Origin of the sequence: Flavobacterium hiemivividum, assembly GCF_004349145.1 — a bacterium.
Taxonomy (GTDB): domain Bacteria; phylum Bacteroidota; class Bacteroidia; order Flavobacteriales; family Flavobacteriaceae; genus Flavobacterium; species Flavobacterium hiemivividum.
The window spans coordinates 1-18,306 of record NZ_SMFO01000011.1; the positions used below are offsets into that span (position 1 = coordinate 1).

General features: G+C 36.3%; 10 protein-coding genes. 9 read left to right on the forward strand and 1 reads right to left on the reverse strand.

The window, feature by feature from the left end; genetic code table 11:
• From E0F98_RS12920 to E0F98_RS12935, 5 genes are all read left to right on the forward strand, one after another.
• The coding region (locus E0F98_RS12920; RefSeq protein ID WP_132112139.1) for a T9SS type A sorting domain-containing protein at positions 1–4,307 on the forward strand (4,307 nt) is incomplete at its 5' end.
• 1,068 nt (positions 4,308–5,375) lie between these two features.
• Positions 5,376–10,145 (forward strand): hypothetical protein, encoded by a 4,770-nt coding sequence (locus E0F98_RS12925; RefSeq protein WP_132112141.1) that lies wholly within the window; start codon positions 5,376–5,378, stop codon positions 10,143–10,145.
• Positions 10,146–10,312: 167 nt separating this feature from the next.
• Complete coding sequence (locus tag E0F98_RS16070) at positions 10,313–10,483, forward strand: hypothetical protein (protein WP_165929324.1); 171 nt, start codon at positions 10,313–10,315, stop codon at positions 10,481–10,483.
• Positions 10,484–10,627: 144 nt separating this feature from the next.
• Positions 10,628–11,125 (forward strand): hypothetical protein, encoded by a 498-nt coding sequence (locus tag E0F98_RS12930; RefSeq protein ID WP_132112143.1) that lies wholly within the window; start codon positions 10,628–10,630, stop codon positions 11,123–11,125.
• A gap of 192 nt (positions 11,126–11,317) precedes the next feature.
• Complete coding sequence (locus E0F98_RS12935; protein ID WP_132112145.1) at positions 11,318–11,839, forward strand: hypothetical protein; 522 nt, start codon at positions 11,318–11,320, stop codon at positions 11,837–11,839.
• An 80-nt stretch (positions 11,840–11,919) separates the two neighbouring features.
• Here the strand turns inward: E0F98_RS12935 and E0F98_RS12940 are convergent, their stop codons facing one another.
• On the reverse strand, positions 11,920–12,879 hold the full coding sequence (locus tag E0F98_RS12940; protein ID WP_132112147.1) for a TerC family protein: 960 nt from the start codon (positions 12,877–12,879) through the stop codon (positions 11,920–11,922).
• 295 nt (positions 12,880–13,174) lie between these two features.
• Here E0F98_RS12940 and E0F98_RS12945 point away from each other — a divergent pair, with 295 nt between their 5' ends.
• The 4 genes from E0F98_RS12945 (at position 13,175) to E0F98_RS12960 (ending at position 18,229) form a co-directional block, all read left to right on the forward strand.
• Entirely contained in the window at positions 13,175–15,364 is a 2,190-nt protein-coding gene (locus E0F98_RS12945) for a glutamine synthetase III family protein (protein WP_132112149.1), read from the forward strand.
• Between the two features lie 343 nt (positions 15,365–15,707).
• Positions 15,708–16,499, forward strand: a complete 792-nt coding sequence (locus tag E0F98_RS12950) for an OmpA family protein (RefSeq protein WP_132112151.1) — start codon at positions 15,708–15,710, stop codon at positions 16,497–16,499.
• A gap of 77 nt (positions 16,500–16,576) precedes the next feature.
• On the forward strand, positions 16,577–17,755 hold the full coding sequence (locus E0F98_RS12955; protein ID WP_132112153.1) for an AIR synthase related protein: 1,179 nt from the start codon (positions 16,577–16,579) through the stop codon (positions 17,753–17,755).
• A gap of 111 nt (positions 17,756–17,866) precedes the next feature.
• Positions 17,867–18,229, forward strand: coding sequence for a hypothetical protein (locus E0F98_RS12960; protein WP_132112155.1), 363 nt, complete (start codon positions 17,867–17,869; stop codon positions 18,227–18,229).
• Positions 18,230–18,306: the final 77 nt, after the last annotated feature.

An 18,306-nucleotide genomic window follows, 5' to 3' on the forward strand; every position in this document is an offset into this window, starting at 1 on the left:
TTAAAGGAACAGTTACAATAACTCAACCAACAGCAATCGCAGTATCTGCGGCTCTAGTAAGTCCTAAATGTAATGGAGGAACCGATGGTTCAATCACTATTACGGCTTCAGGCGGCACAGGAATACTAATGTATTCTGCTAATGATGGTGAAACTTACCAAGCATCGAATGTATTCAGCGGCTTAGCTGCAGGAGAGTACAAATGGGCGGTAAAAGATGCCAATAACTGTATACTTAAAGGCACAGTTACTATCACACAACCAACAGCAATCGCTGTATCAGCTGCGCTATTAAGTCCTAAATGTAATGGAGGAACTGATGGTTCAATCACTATTACGGCTTCAGGCGGGACAGGAATACTAATGTATTCCGCTAATGATGGTGAAACTTACCAAGCATCCAATGTATTCAGCGGCTTAGCTGCAGGAGACTACAAATGGGCGGTAAAAGATGCTAATAATTGCGCGTTGAAAGGCACAGTTACTATCACACAACCAACAGCAATCGCAGTATCTGCAGCTCTGGTAAATCCTAAATGTAATGGAGGAACCGATGGTTCAATCACTATTACGGCTTCAGGCGGGACAGGAATACTAATGTATTCCGCGAATGATGGTGAAACTTACCAAGCATCGAATGTATTCAGCGGCTTAGCTGCAGGAGACTACAAATGGGCGGTAAAAGATGCCAATAACTGTATACTTAAAGGCACAGTTACTATCACACAACCAACAGCAATCGCAGTATCTGCGGCTCTAGTAAGTCCTAAATGTAATGGAGGAACCGATGGTTCAATCACTATTACGGCTTCAGGCGGCACAGGAATACTAATGTATTCTGCTAATGATGGTGAAACTTATCAAGCATCGAATGTATTCAGCGGCTTAGCTGCAGGAGAGTACAGATGGGCGGTAAAAGATGCCAATAATTGCGTGTTGAAAGGCACAGTTACAATAACTCAACCAACAGCAATCGCAGTATCTGCRGCTCTAGTAAGTCCTAAATGTAATGGAGGAACCGATGGTTCAATCACTATTACGGCTTCAGGCGGCACAGGAATACTAATGTATTCTGCTAATGATGGTGAAACTTACCAAGCATCGAATGTATTCAGCGGCTTAGCTGCAGGAGAGTACAAATGGGCGGTAAAAGATGCCAATAACTGTATACTTAAAGGCACAGTTACTATCACACAACCAACAGCAATCGCAGTATCAGCTGCGCTATTAAGTCCTAAATGTAATGGAGGAACCGATGGTTCAATCACTATTACGGCTTCAGGCGGCACAGGAATACTAATGTATTCTGCTAATGATGGTGAAACTTACCAAGCATCGAATGTATTCAGCGGCTTAGCTGCAGGAGAGTACAAATGGGCGGTAAAAGATGCTAACAATTGCGTGTTGAAAGGCACAATTACTATCACACAACCAACAGCAATCGCTGTATCAGCTGCGCTATTAAGTCCTAAATGTAATGGAGGAACCGATGGTTCAATCACTATTACGGCTTCAGGCGGCACAGGAATACTAATGTATTCTGCTAATGATGGTGAAACTTACCAAGCATCCAATGTATTCAGCGGCTTAGCTGCAGGAGAGTACAAATGGGCGGTAAAAGATGCTAACAATTGCGTGTTGAAAGGAACAGTTACTATAACTCAGCCAACAGCAATCGCAGTATCAGCTGCGCTAGTAAGTCCTAAATGTAATGGAGGAACCGATGGTTCAATCACTATTACGGCTTCAGGCGGGACAGGAATACTAATGTATTCCGCTAATGATGGTGAAACTTACCAAGCATCCAATGTATTCAGCGGCTTAGCTGCAGGAGAGTACAAATGGGCGGTAAAAGATGCCAATAACTGTATACTTAAAGGCACAGTTACTATCACACAACCAACAGCAATCGCAGTATCTGCGGCTCTAGTTAGTCCTAAATGTAATGGAGGAACCGATGGTTCAATCACTATTACGGCTTCAGGCGGCACAGGAATACTAATGTATTCTGCGAATGATGGTGAAACTTACCAAGCATCGAATGTATTCAGCGGCTTAGCTGCAGGAGACTACAAATGGGCGGTAAAAGATGCTAACAATTGCGTGTTGAAAGGCACAGTTACTATCACACAACCAACAGCAATTGCAGTATCTGCAGCTCTAGTAAGTCCTAAATGTAATGGGGGAACCGATGGTTCAATCACTATTACGGCTTCAGGCGGCACAGGAATACTAATGTATTCTGCTAATGATGGTGAAACTTACCAAGCATCGAATGTATTCAGCGGCTTAGCTGCAGGAGAGTACAAATGGGCGGTAAAAGATGCCAATAACTGTATACTTAAAGGCACAGTTACTATCACACAACCAACAGCAATCGCTGTATCTGCAGCTCTAGTAAGTCCTAAATGTAATGGAGGAACCGATGGTTCAATCACTATTACGGCTTCAGGCGGCACAGGAATACTAATGTATTCTGCTAATGATGGTGAAACTTACCAAGCATCGAATGTATTCAGCGGCTTAGCTGCAGGAGACTACAAATGGGCGGTAAAAGATGCTAACAACTGCGTGTTGAAAGGCACGGTTACTATCACTCAACCAACAGCAATCGCTGCCTCAGCAGTAGCCAATAATCCATCTTGCTTCGGTGTAGCTAATACAGGCTTTACCATCACAGCATCAGGAGGAACAGGTATACTGATGTATTCAAGTGATAATGGAGCTACTTATGTTGCTTCAGGAGTATTCACTGGACTTACCGCTGGAACTTATTCTTGGAAAGTAAAAGACGCAAACGGATGTATGAAATCAGGTACGGTGACAATCACTATTCCGCCAATGATTGCGGCAAATGTTACGCCAGTAAATCCAAAATGTTGTTATGAGCCAGATGGTTCAATTACAATTTCTGCAACTGGAGGTACAGGAACACTGATGTATTCCATCAATGATGGATCTAGTTATCAAACATCTAATGTATTCAGCGGATTACTAGCAGGTACATATAAATGGGTGGTAAAAGATGCTAATAATTGTATTTTGAAAGGTTCGGTTACTTTAACCAATCCTCCATTATTAGTAGCGTCATCAACTCTTGTAAATCCTAAATGTCATGAAGGAACTGACGGTTCGATTACTATTATCGCTTCTGGAGGTACTGGTACTTTAATGTACTCTATAGATCAAGGTGTTACTTATCAAGCTTCAAACGTATTTAATGGCCTTGCGGCAGGAGAATACAAATGGAGAGTGAAAGACGCTAATAACTGTCTGTTGAAAGGTACATTCATTCTGACTACTCCGCCAGCTGTTATCGTTACTGCCAATCTCGTTAGTCCTAAATGTCATGGAGGTAATGATGGTTCGATTACAATTAATGCAGCAGGAGGAAGTTCTCCTTTTATGTACTCTATAAATGATGGAGCTACTTACCAATCGTCTAATGTGTTTAATGCTTTAGTGGCAGGTCAATACAAATGGGCGGTAAAAGAGAACAATGGTTGTATTTCGAGAGGTATGGTTAATTTAATTAATCCTGCGTTAATTGTTGCATCGGCAACACCTACAAATCCTAGATGTAATGGAGGAGCCGACGGTTCATTTGCCATCACAGCAACAGGAGGAAAAGGGGTATTGATGTACTCTGCAGATAATGGATTGAATTACCAATCATCTAATGTATTTACTGCACTTATGGCAGGGGAATACAAATGGATGGTAAAAGATGCCAATGGCTGTATTATGCAAGGAACTGTCAACTTAGTAAATCCGAAATTAATTTCGGTATCTGTTGCGGCAGTAAACCCTTCATGTTGTGAAGCTTTAAGAGACGGTTCGATCACATTGAACGCCTCTGGCGGAACGGGTGCATTCATGTACTCCATCAATGGTGGATCTACGTATCAAACATCTAATTTCTTTGGCAATTTATCTGCTGGAGTTTACAATTGGATGGTAAAAGATGTTAACAACTGTGTTACTAGCGGTACGGTTACTTTACGTAACCCTAGTGATCCTCTAGCTAAACCAGCTGCAACAACTGTAAAAGCTAATTTTACAGCATATCCTGTTCCATTTAAAGATGTTCTTACTATCAAATATGATTTTGATTACATTTCTGATGTAAAAATAGAGATGTTTGATGCACAAGGAAAAGTGGTACTTACTAAATTGGACACAAATAGTTACTTAAACAAAGAAATTACCTTAAGACCTAGCTCTAACATTGAGCAAGAAAAGGTTTATATTGTGAAAGTGACTACAGACAGAGGATACACTACTAAAAAAGTGATGTCTGGAAAATAGTGTAATTCATTAATCTTAATTTAAAAGCATCCGTTTTCACGGATGCTTTTTTTATACAAAAAATTTGGAGTTATTCGATAGTCTAAAAATAGATAAAAGTATCGCAGTATAAAAAGTTTTTTTTTGATTTTACTAATTAGTCTTTCGCCAATTAGAATCAAAATACGAATAGTTTTTAACTGCTTTTTTTTAAAATATATTCTAATAGTAGTCTTTAAAGTAAGGTTATTTTTAAAAAAAATCATGTTAAAGAATAAAACAAATGTTAATTTTATTTGTGTGTTTTTTATTTTAAAATAATGGAATTAACTCAATTTTTCGACTTAATTTATATAGTTGAAGGCAGTTAATACGAATTGTATGAATAATAATTAAACTTTTCATTAACAGTATTATCATAGCTTTTTATGGTATTGTTAATTTAAATTTTTAATGCTGCAAAGTTGATCATAAAATAGTGTCATCATCTATTATTTGATAAAAAAAGGTAAAGTATATGTTCTTCAGAGTTTTTAATTATTAAAAAAACAGTTGTAAATTATTCACTAATAAACTGGAAATAAGGAAGTTAACAAGTAAATTAATGTTATAGTTTTTTATTTGTAAAGGGTTTCTTTATCCATTGTGTTGTTGGTCGGTTTTACTCGTTCGTTGTCTTGTATAGGCCTTTATTCCTCCTTTTTTTTCTGTTTTATATCTAACTTTGAGATAACATTTTACTATTACTAACTACTTTACTTCATAATTTTAAGTAGCTAAAATAGATACCTACTTACTGTTAATATTAAAGTTAGATCTAAATCTCTTCATCAATTTTGAAGATTTCGTTTTACTACAAGTTTTCTTCCCAAGTCTGAAAACATTGTTACAACCTACTTTTAATTTATAATAGAAGCTACCAACTAAAAACTAGTTTAAGAATTGAAATATCAATCAACTATTCAGCCTTTGTACATTATTTTATTCGATCCCGAACTTCAAATTTTTTTGAAGATGAATATTAGTCATTCTCCCAAATTTTTAAAAATTCCTACTTGATATAACTTATGGAATAAAAATACTATTATTATGAAAAAGAATAAAATTTCGAAAAATTTCGATGGTTTTTCTGGTAAAATAATAAGTTACCTTTTGATGAAAAATACTATTTCTAAATTAGATAATTTGAAATCTAATGAGAGAAATGTTATCGAGTTCCTAGCAAGTATGTGGGCCAGTTTTTGGCGCCGGTCACTTGCTATTACTTTTATTATGGCGTTAATATTGCTGGCGGGGTATACAGTGGAGGCACAGAATATAAAAGGAGTAGTTCCTGTACAATTTCCCATTGCAGGTTCTGGAGTTGATGGAGACGCTTGGGCACATGAGCCAAGTAATCCTAGCCCTTCCTTATATTTAAATGTAGGGGATTTGTTTGACAGACAGTTTGGTAATCCTGCTTATCCTTTAGATGTAACGAATAATGGCGTCCTTGACTTTACTACTGGTAATCTTCTTTACCCAGGGTTCACCTTTTTTTTACAAGATAGATATACAGACGATTTAACAATATTTACCTCTTCTAATAAAATAAATGATGACCCCAATACATATACTTGGGGACCAGGATCTTCTCCAAATAAAAATGAGATTCAAAATGCTGGAGCCCATTTCAGTTATGGAAGCGCAGGGGTAACAGGAGGAGAGAGTGTTGACGGAATAACTTTTGTCAGTGGCACTAGTAGACCGGGAAACCCCAATGATTTATGGTGTCTATTTGCAGGTGATCGTCAGGTTACAAACGGTAGTAGCTATATTGATTTTGAGTTTTTACAAAAACCATTAACAATAAATGGCGCTAGTTTTAGTCCCTTTGATCCTACCACAGGTACATCTCAAGTTTCTGGCGGTAGTGGTGGATTTACCAGTTTGGGTACTCAAGGCGGTCGTACAGTGGGAGACATATTGATTACTATAGAATTTACTCAAGGTGGTGGTGAGGCAACTGTGGTTATTCGAACCTGGAAAGCAAAAGCTGGGGGAGGTTATGAATATGTTGTTATCTCTAACAGCTCTTTCCCGGGGAATATTTTTTGTACAAACAACAATGTTACAACAACAGTTCCTTTTGATGCTTACGGTACAATCCCAGGCACTTATGCACCTAATCAATGGGCAGAAGGAGCTATTAATCTGTCTGAAGTATTTAGACAAACTAGTCCTAATGACCCATGCTTTAATGTTAGTACACTATTTATTAGAACAAGGTCTTCAGGAAGTTCTTCTCAATCTGAACTAAAAGATTTTCCAGGAGCACCAATTCAATTAAGTTTGAATTTAATTCCAGTCGCTAATGCAGGAGCAGACTTTACTAAAACATGTACAACAAATCCAAATGGTAAACAAATAGGAGAAACTCCAGAAGCAGGATTTACTTATTCGTGGTCGCCGGCTACTGGTTTGAGTAATGCCTCTATAAGTAATCCAATGGCTAATCCTCTAGTAAATACCACTTATACTGTAACTAAAACTAAGACAGGTACAGTTTGTAGTAATACTGATGAGGTCATGGTTACTGTGAATGTGACACCACCAAATGCAAATGCAGGTGATGATAAAGTGTTGACTTGCGCTATAACTTCAATCGCCTTGAGTGGTTCGTCTACAACAGCAGACGCTACTTTCTCTTGGGTTGCCAGCAATGGCGGAAACATTGTTTCCGGAGCTAATTCAGCTACACCAACAGTTAATGCAGCGGGTACGTATACCTTAACAGTTACTGATCCAGTAAATGGATGTACCGCTACTGATGTAGCCTTAGTGACGTTAAACAATACGCTACCAAATGCAAATGCAGGAGTCGATAAAGTCTTGACTTGTACGGTAACTTCAATCGCCTTGAGTGGTTCTTCCACAACGGCGGGAGCTACTTTCTCTTGGGCAGCTAGTAATGGCGGAAACATTGTTTCTGGAGCTACAACAGCTACACCAACAGTAAATGCAGCTGGTACGTATACCTTAACCGTTACTAATCCAGCTAATGGATGTACTGCTACTGATGTGGCCGTAGTAACTCTCGATGCTAATACACCAAATGCAAATGCAGGAGCGGATAAAGTATTGACTTGTACGGTAACTTCAATTGTCTTGAGTGGTTCGTCTACAACAGCGGGAGCTACATTCTCTTGGATTGCTAGCAATGGCGGATTTATCGTTTCTGGAGCTAATTCAGCAACACCAACCGTAAATGCAGCTGGTACGTATACCTTAACCGTTACTAATCCAGCTAATGGATGTACTGCTACTGATGTGGCCTTAGTAACCTTAAACAATACTGCGCCTAATGCTAATGCAGGAGCCGATAAAGTCTTGACTTGTTCCATCACTTCAATTGCTTTGAGTGGTTCGTCCTCCACAGCAGATGCAACATTTTCATGGATTGCTAGTAATGGCGGATTTATCGTTTCTGGAGCTAATTCAGCTACACCAACAGTTAATGCAGCTGGTACGTATACCTTAACCGTTACTAATCCAGCTAATGGATGTACTGCTACTGATGTGGCCTTAGTAACTTTAAACAATACTGCGCCTAATGCTAATGCAGGAGCCGATAAAGTCTTGACTTGTTCCATCTCTTCAATCGCCTTGAGCGGTTCTTCGACAACAGCGGGAGCTACTTTCTCTTGGGCAGCTAGTAATGGCGGAAATATTGTTTCTGGAGCTAATTCGGCTACACCAACAGTTAATTCAGCTGGTACGTATACCTTAACCGTTACTAATCCAGCTAATGGATGTACTGCTACTGATGTGGCCGTAGTAACTCTCGATGCTAATACACCAAATGCAAATGCAGGAGCGGATAAAGTATTGACTTGCACTGTTACTTCAATTGTCTTGAGTGGTTCGTCTACAACAGCGGGAGCTACATTCTCTTGGATTGCTAGCAATGGCGGATTTATCGTTTCTGGAGCTAATTCAGCAACACCAACCGTAAATGCAGCTGGTACGTATACCTTAACCGTTACTAATCCAGCTAATGGATGTACTGCTACTGATGTGGCCTTAGTAACCTTAAACAATACTGCGCCTAATGCAAATGCAGGAGCCGATAAAGTATTGACTTGTACCATCACTTCAATTGCTTTGAGTGGTTCGTCCTCCACAGCAGATGCAACATTCTCATGGATTGCTAGTAATGGCGGATTTATCGTTTCCGGAGCTAATTCAGCTACACCAACAGTTAATTCAGCTGGTACGTATACCTTAACCGTTACTAATCCAGCTAATGGATGTACTGCTACTGATGTGGCCTTAGTAACCTTAAATAATACTGCGCCTAATGCAAATGCAGGAGCCGATAAAGTATTGACTTGTACCATCACTTCAATTGCTTTGAGTGGTTCGTCCTCCACAGCAGATGCAACATTCTCATGGATTGCTAGTAATGGCGGATTTATCGTTTCTGGAGCTAATTCAGCTACACCAACAGTTAATGCAGCCGGTACGTATACCTTAACCGTTACTAATCCAGCTAATGGATGTACTGCTACTGATGTGGCCTTAGTGACTTTAAACAATACTGCGCCTAATGCAAATGCAGGAGTAGATACTCAGATTTTATGTAGTAGTACTACTGCAATTCTATCTGGTTCATCTACAACAGCAGGAGCAACATTTGCTTGGGTTGCAAGTAATGGTGGAAACATTGTTTCTGGAGCAAATACAGCTACACCTACAGTAAATGCAGCTGGTACCTATACACTGACGGTTACTAATCCAGCTAATGGATGTACTGCCACTGATATAGCTTTAGTAACTGTTCAAATTTGTGCCAAAGCCCTATGTACTTATACTCAAGGGTACTATGGGAATCTTGGAGGAATGTCATGCGCTCCTGATGGAGGTATTTTTAGTAAATACACTACAAAAGAACTAATAGCAAAAGCTTTAGCTTCTTATGGAGGTACTATGACAATAGGTTCCGTAACAAATAATTTAAAATTTCCAAATACTGTTGCTGGTGTACAAGCCATAATAGACCTTCTACCTGGAGGCGGTGGCGGCAGCTACGCATTAACTGGTAGTTATATCGTAAGCGTTGATGTGTTACCTGGTAGTTATTTGACTAAAAAAGGAACTCTAAACAATACTTTATTGGCTCAAACAACAACTTTAGGTCTTAATATAGGAATAAATGGAGCTCTTGGTGGTTTTGTATTGCAAGGAGGTATGTTGGTGACTGCTGATTCTGAAGGTGGTTGCGGTTCAGATATTCCGAAAACGCGTATTTGTAATTACGATGCATTAGGGAATTTTATAGGTGTGACTAATGATTACCATTACACTTCCATTGATGGAGCTGTTGTTACTGCCTTAGGTCCTAATCCAACAATTCAAAAATTATTTATTTTGGCTAATCAATCATTAGGAGGAGCAGAATTACCTGCAGGTGTTTCACTTTCACAAATAGCAAGTGTTGTAGATGCGATCAACAATGCTTTTGATGGTTGTAAAATATTTATGGGTTATAATGTTGAACGTTGTACAGGAGACTTATCTGGTATAAGTGCTAAAATTACAGCTGATAAAACAACAGAACTAGCTGGTTTTACAGCTAATCCAGTGCCTTTTGAAGATAAGTTAACCATCACTTATGGTTTCGATTATGTTTCTAAAGTGAAAATTGAAGTGTTTGATGCTCGTGGTGGTAAAGTGCATTCTCAATTAGATAACAATAGTTATTTAGGCAAAGAAGTTGTACTTAATCTTAATGTAAAAAGAGGTCAAGAACAAGTTTATATTGTGAAATTGGCTACTGATAGAGGAAGTAGTACTAAAAAAGTAATGTCTTCCAAATAAGTAATTTAACGAGTTTTTAATTAAAAGCATCCGTCTAAAGCGGATGCTTTTTTGGTCTTGTTCAGTTTTGAAATGGGTGGTTCCTCCTGAAATTTAATTTATAGTATCACAGTCAATACAATATTTGTCTCTTTTTCGTCTAAAGTCTGGATTCCCAAAAAGGATGAATGTCTTCAAGCGGTTTAGATGATGAAGTTTATTTAGCCAATTTACTTCAGCCCTCCAGTCTCATGAAAGAGGATTTAGTCGCATGGCTTTTAACTACAAATTTTTCATCTGGAAAATCAAATATTTTAGTGAATTACCAATTTCTGAAAAAAAATAGAACTACTTTGTAAGTCGATAATCCTTTGTAAAGACTAGCTTTAGCCAGCTTGGTTTGAGTTTTTTATCTATAATTTACAGTTGCATAATAATCACAAAATAAATTTTGGCACAATTCGTGAATATAGGGAAGAAAGGAAACCCATAATATTAAAAACATGAAAAAGATAATTACACTTTTAGCCATTGCAGGGTTGTTGACTTTGCAAAGTTGCACCACATCAGGTAGTTTTGAAATTGCGCCTGTCCCTACGACCGAAGTTTTCGAAGTAACCACTTCATTTAACTCGAATAATAATTTCAGTAGGTTTGTAACCCTTAATCCACCAATTTATTCTTCAGATGTGGTGCTAACGTATCGATTATCTGGATCTAATTCTCAAGGGGATGTATGGCAATTATTACCGGAAACCTATTATTTTAATGATGGAACATTGGATTTTGGGTATCGATTTGATTATACTAATCGCGATGTAAATATTTACATGATTGGAAATGATTTACAGTACGTGTCTACGAATTTTAGACTCAATCAGGTAATCCGAATTGTAATTGTACCGGGAAATTATGCTAAGTCAATCAACAAAAAAAGTTACTCGGATGTGATTACTACCTTAAATATAAAAGATAGTCAAATTCAGAAAATTGATCTTTAATAAAGTAAAAGTAAAAAAAGGGAACTCAAAGGTTTCCTTTTTTACATCATAAAGAAAAGGTAGGCAGGGTTCGTTGTAACTCTCAGTATAAATGCCGGATTAGATATCAGGTAATTGATTAAATAATTAACTTTGGTACAATTAATGAACCATATAATTTATAATAAAAACAACCATTTAAAAAATATAGTTATGAAAAAGATTAGCGCAATATTAGCAGTCATTGGAATGATTTTCATTTCAAGTTGTTCAGGACCAGAAGGTCCTCCAGGATTTGACGGACTTAATGGACAAGATGGATTACTAGCCGAAGTATTCGAACTTAAGAATGTTGATTTTAGTTTTAATGCGACCGACGGATATACGATCTATAGAACATTAACTCCCCAAATATTTGAGTCTGACAATGTACTGATATATAGAATGACTGGTACTGTTGATGTTAATACTCCAATTTGGCAGCTTATACCCAGAACTCTTTTTCTAACCGAAGGCGAATTAGACTACGATTTTGATTTTAGTAAAAAAGATTTTACGATTTATGCAGGTGGTAATTATAACATTAGTACAACACCGCAATACATAAAGAATCAAACCTTTCGAATAGTAATTGTTCCAGGTAGCTTTTCTACTTCAATTAACAAAAATAACTATGCCGATGTCATGGCCGCCTTAAATATAAAGGAAAGCCAAATACAGAATATTAATTTTTAATATTGTGAGTATAACAAAAAAAAGGAAATCCTCGGATTTCCTTTTTTTTATGCTTGTATTAAAAATTGCCAAAGAAAATTTTATTTGTTCTCTTCTACATTCTCCTTTTTACTCATTCTTAGGGAAACTACAATTCCCATAATCAAAGAAACGGCAATAAATGCTAGTGAACCCCATTCTGGGATTTCGATAAAATCATGCAGTAACATTTTAAGACCTACAAAACTTAGAATTGCAATAAGGCTAAACTCTAAATATTTGAATTTCTCCAGCATATTTGCTAAAAAGAAGTACATCGATCGCAAGCCTAGAATCGCAAAAATATTAGAGCTAAAAACTAAAAAAGGATCACTGGTAATCGCTAAGATAGCAGGAACACTATCTAAAGCAAAAATCACATCCATTACCTCAATCACAATTAACGCTACAAATAAAGGCGTGGCTGCCGTGATGTGTTTTCTTTTTACAAAAAAGTGTTCGCCATCTATATGAGTAGTTACAGGAATGACCTTTTTTAATACACGATAAACTAGGGATTTTTTAGGCTCAAATTCTTTTTCGTCGCCGTTAAAAAGCATTTTTACTGCGGTATAAAATAAGAAAGCACCAAAGAGGTAAGTGGTCCAAGCGAATTTGTTAATCAACAAAACGCCAAAGTAAATCATTATACCTCTGAAAACGATTGCCCCAATAATTCCCCAGAATAAAACCCGATGCTGGTATTTTTTAGGGATTTTGAAGGCAGAAAAGATGATTGCGATGACAAATATGTTATCAACACTTAGTGATAATTCGATTAAATAACCGGTAATAAACTTTATTGAGGCCGCTAAAGGTTTTAATTCATCTGGATTTGCAACGTAATTATTGCTGTACAACCAGTAAACTACTCCCGAGAAAAGAAAGGAGATGGTTACCCATATCCCCGTCCATTTACTAGCCTCCTTAGTACTAATAATATGAGGAGTTTTATTAAATACGCCTAAATCTAAGGCTAGAAATAGTAAAATTGCAATGATAAAGCAGATCCAGACAATCATAAATTGAGTTTTTTTATAGATTTACAAAGATACTTTTTGATTGTTAACTGCGATATTTATTTATATAAAGTTGAGTTTTTTTAAATATAAAGATTATTCTTATTTAATTGAAATAGCAATATGAAAATAGGAGAGTGTAAAATTAATAGGTTGTCATTAATTAATAGATATTTTAAGAATATGATAATTTTTCGAATTGCACCCTAAAAAAATGGAGGTAGTATATTATAAAAATCATTTTTAAATTATATTTGCACTATAATGATAGGGGTTTAATTTTATAAATATAATTTTTATGTCAACAATACGTTTCCAAGCTTTGAGAGAAGCATCAACAAGAAAGCCAATTAAATTTGAAGAAGCCGGTAGAAAATCGGAACTTTTCGGCACAAATGTGTTTAATGATAAAGCAATGAGGCAATATTTAACTTCAGATGCTTTTAAAGGAGTTCAAGGTGCAGTTCAGCATGGAACAAAAATAGATAGAAAATTAGCTGATTATGTTGCAATGGGTATGAAAGAGTGGGCCTTATCTAAAGGAGTGACTCATTATACACACTGGTTTCAACCACTTACAGGTACAACTGCTGAAAAGCATGATGCTTTCTTCGAAACTTCTTATGATGGAAGTGATCCTGTAGAGAAGCTAGGTGGAGCACAATTAGTACAACAAGAACCAGATGCATCTAGTTTTCCTAATGGAGGAATTAGAAATACTTTTGAAGCAAGAGGATATACAGCTTGGGATCCTACGTCTCCAGCATTTATTTTTGGAAGTACCTTATGTATTCCAACGGTTTTTATCTCTTACACAGGAGAAGCATTAGATTATAAAACACCTTTGTTGCGTGCATTACAAGTTATTGATGATGCAGCTACAGACGTTTGTAAATATTTCGATAAAAATGTAAAGAAAGTTACTGCAACCTTAGGATGGGAGCAAGAATATTTCTTAATCGATAGTGCGTTGGCACTTTCTCGTCCTGACCTTATGATGACAGGAAGAACATTGTTAGGGCATACTTCTGCCAAAGGACAACAATTAGATGACCATTATTTTGGTTCAATTCCTACACGTGCACTTACTTACATGAGAGATCTTGAGCAAGAATGTATGTTACTTGGAATACCAGTAAAAACCCGTCATAATGAAGTTGCGCCAAATCAATTTGAATTAGCACCTATTTTCGAAGAAACAAATCTTGCTGTAGATCACAACTGTTTGTTGATGGATGTAATGCAAAAAGTGGCGGAACGTCATGATTTTAAAGTGTTGTTCCATGAAAAACCTTTCAAAGGAGTAAATGGTTCTGGGAAACATAATAACTGGTCGCTAGCGACAGATACAGGTGTAAACTTGTTGAGTCCAAGTAAAACGCCAATGAGCAATTTACAGTTTTTGACTTTCTTTATCAATACGATTAAAGCAGTACACGATAATGAATCTTTATTAAGAGGAGCTATTGCAACTGCAGGAAATGACCATAGATTAGGAGCAAATGAAGCGCCACCGGCAATTATCTCTGTATTTATTGGTGAGCAATTGACAAAAGTTTTAGATGAATTAGAAGGTGTAACAGCTGGTAAATTATCTCCAGAAGAAAAAACAGATTTAAAATTAAACGTTGTAGGTAAAATTCCAGACGTTCTTTTAGACAATACAGATAGAAACAGAACTTCACCATTTGCCTTTACAGGAAATAAATTTGAGTTTAGAGCGGTAGGTTCAAATTCTAACTGTTCCAATTCAATGACGACATTGAATGCTATTGTTGGAAAACAATTGCAAGATTTCAAGAAAGAGGTTGATGCTCTGATTGAATCTAAAGACATGAAGAAAGACGATGCGATTTTCAATGTGTTGAGAGAATACATCAAGCATTCTAAAAGAATCCTTTTTGAAGGAGATGGTTATAGTGAAGCTTGGGAAATTGAAGCTGAAAAAAGAGGTTTGAGTAACTTTAAAACCACTCCACTGGCTTTGAAAGCTAGAGCATCCCAACAAGCCTTAGATTTGTTCGCTGGTCTTGGTATTATGAACCATGTTGAGGTAGAAGCTCGTTACGAAATAGAATTAGAAGAGTACACTAAGAAAATTCAAATTGAAGGTAGAGTTTTAGGTGATATAGCAACAAACCACGTAATTCCAACTGCTATTCGTTACCAAAATACCTTGATTGAAAATGTAAGTGGCTTGAAAAATATCTTTGGAGCTGATTTCGAAAAAATCGCTAAAGAACAAATTATTTTGATCAAAGACATTTCTAAGCATATAGAAGGAATCAATTCTAATGTAGTGAAGATGACTAACGAAAGAAAGAAAGCAAATGTATTGACTGATGGTCAGGAAATGGCTGAGGCTTATTGTGATAAAGTAAAACCATATTTTGAGATTATTCGCGAGCATTGCGATAAACTGGAGTTACTAGTTGACAATGAATTATGGACTTTAACTAAATACAGAGAGTTGTTGTTTACAAAATAGTAAGCATCCAATCTTAATAATTAAAAATGCCTATCCGAATCGGATGGGCATTTTTCGTTTCTTTAACTCCTATGAAATTGCAGGATTTGCATTAAACGCTTTCTTAAAGTTAACACCCAAGCTAAACAAAGTTGTCATAGTAAATTGCCTCAAAAAGTTAGGCGCTTTTCTGGGGCATTTTTATGGAAAGAAAGGTCAATTATAATTAAGTATTTAAGTTAGAATGTTTGTAACTAGTATTAAAGGTTTTTTTTACCCAGCAGGTTTTACGAACTTTTTCAGGTTTATTATACGATTTTGTTTTCTTGTACGTTAGTTTATGAATAACGATTAAATTTTCCATATGAAAATAAAGTCCTTTATACTGTTGTTTTTCTTTAATATAATGGCTTTATCAGCACAAGAAAAGCTAGAATTATATTTTGATTTTAGTAAAGACGTTATTAATGAAAAATCGAGTAAGGAATTCGAAAAATGGTTGAAGAATGGAAAAGACAAAGAAGTCGTAAAAATTCATGGATTTTGTGATAGTGTTGATAGTAACTCATACAATAAGGAATTGTCTAAAAGGAGGATTGATAATGTGCTTTCTCTTTTGAATTCGAATCAAGTTCTGATTAATGAAAAATTAGAATTAGTTAGTTATGGGGAAGACTTTTTACATTCCAAAACACAAAGTGAAAACCGAAAAGTTGAAATCTTTTTTAAAACTGTAAAACCGCTAACAACCAAAAAAGAAGATTTAAAAAAGACTGTTATTGAAAAAGTAGTAGAGGGCTCCAAAACAGGAGACCTTTTAAAATTAGAGAATATAAACTTTTTCGACTCCAGTGACATATTACTGCCTGAATCGAGGCCTGCTTTATTTGATTTACTTGCTCTATTAATAAAAAACAAAAATCTGACAATTGAGATTCATGGACATATTTGCTGTCAACCTAAGGAAGCGAATGATATAATTTCTGCTGCACGAGCCAAGAAAATATATGATATTTTAATCAAAAACGGAATCGAAAAAGAACGACTTTCACACATTGGTTTTGGGAGTAGCAGACCAATTTATTTAGTGCCAGAGAGAAATGAGAAAGAAAGAGTTGCGAATAGGAGAGTAGAAATTATGATTGTCAAAAAATAGTAAAATAAATCCTAAACCCTAATTCTGAAATCCTAAATGTAATTAGTATCTTTGCCACACACAACAAAAATTACTACATGAGTTCAGATACTAGCAAACGATATGCACTTCGCGGTGTTTCGGCATCCAAAGAAGATGTGCATAACGCCATAAAAAATATTGATAAAGGATTGTTTCCTCAAGCATTTTGTAAAATTGTGCCTGATTATCTTACCCAAGATGAAGAATATTGTTTGATTATGCATGCTGATGGAGCAGGAACTAAATCCTCTTTGGCTTATATGTACTGGAAAGAAACAGGAGATATCTCAGTATGGAAAGGAATTGCCCAAGATGCTTTAATCATGAATATTGATGATTTATTATGCGTTGGTGCAACAGATAATATATTACTTTCTTCAACAATTGGTAGAAATAAAAACTTGATAACTGCTGATGTAATTTCGGCTATTATTAATGGAACAGAAGAACTTATTAAAGAATTGGATTCTTTTGGGGTGACGATTCATTCTACGGGTGGAGAAACCGCCGATGTGGGAGATATCGTTCGTACAATAATCGTAGATTCTACCGTTACAGCTCGAATGAAACGTTCTAAAGTCATTGATAATGCTAATATCAAAGCAGGTGATGTGATTGTAGGTTTGGCTTCTTTTGGTCAGGCTACTTACGAAAAAAGCTATAATGGCGGTATGGGAAGCAACGGCTTAACATCAGCACGTCATGATGTATTTGGGAAATATTTGGCTACCAAATATCCAGAAAGTTACGATGCGGCAGTTCCCGAAGATTTAATCTATTCAGGACAGGTAAAATTGACTGATGCGGTAGAGAATTCTCCTATCGACGCTGGACAATTAGTACTTTCCCCTACTCGTACTTATGCGCCTATTATCAAGAAAATTTTAGATCAATATGATGCTGAATCGATTCATGGTATGGTACATTGCAGTGGAGGAGCACAGACGAAAATTCTGCATTTTGTAGAAAATCTTCACATTATAAAAGATAATTTATTCCCAGTCCCTCCTTTATTTAAGTTGATACAAGAACAATCTAAAACGGATTGGAAAGAAATGTACCAAGTTTTTAACTGTGGTCACCGAATGGAATTATATGTTCCTGAAGCAGTTGCCCAAGATATTATCGCTATTTCAAAATCGTTCAACGTCGATGCACAAATCGTAGGAAGGGTAGAAGCAGCCAATACTAAAAAATTGACAATCACCAGCGAATACGGAACTTTCGAATATTAATTTAAGCCACTATTTTTTAGGAGCTAATCCCGCTTTTCGTTGCAATCTTTATATTTTTAAAGAAAAAATATAAAGGATTTACACTGCAATCGGGGCTAAAAACACAATGATATGTACGAATTAATTTTTTGGAAATATTTAGAGGAGGTTTACTTAAACCATCAAGAAGTTTATGAAGCTCTCGATGAAGAAACAACTATTGAAGGCCTAGAAGAACTTCCTGTTCAAGTAATTTTGAATAGAATAGCTTCTGTATTTTCAAAGTGGGAAAAGGTAGATGAGAATAGTTGGAAAAACAATAGTGGTCCAGGAGCCTTTCAAGTACTAACAACTCCACAAAGTATTATGATTGATTGCTATGGTACCGAAGGGAAAACAATGGATCAGCTAGTGAATATAATGGAAGAATTTAAATGCCCATTGTATGACCCGCAAGTACCAATGCGCTATGACGAAATGTATAATCCGGAATAGTAGTAGTTTGTAAAATACAAATTCAGAATACATTAATAGAAGTAAAAACTGCAGTCATACTCATATCTGATAATTAG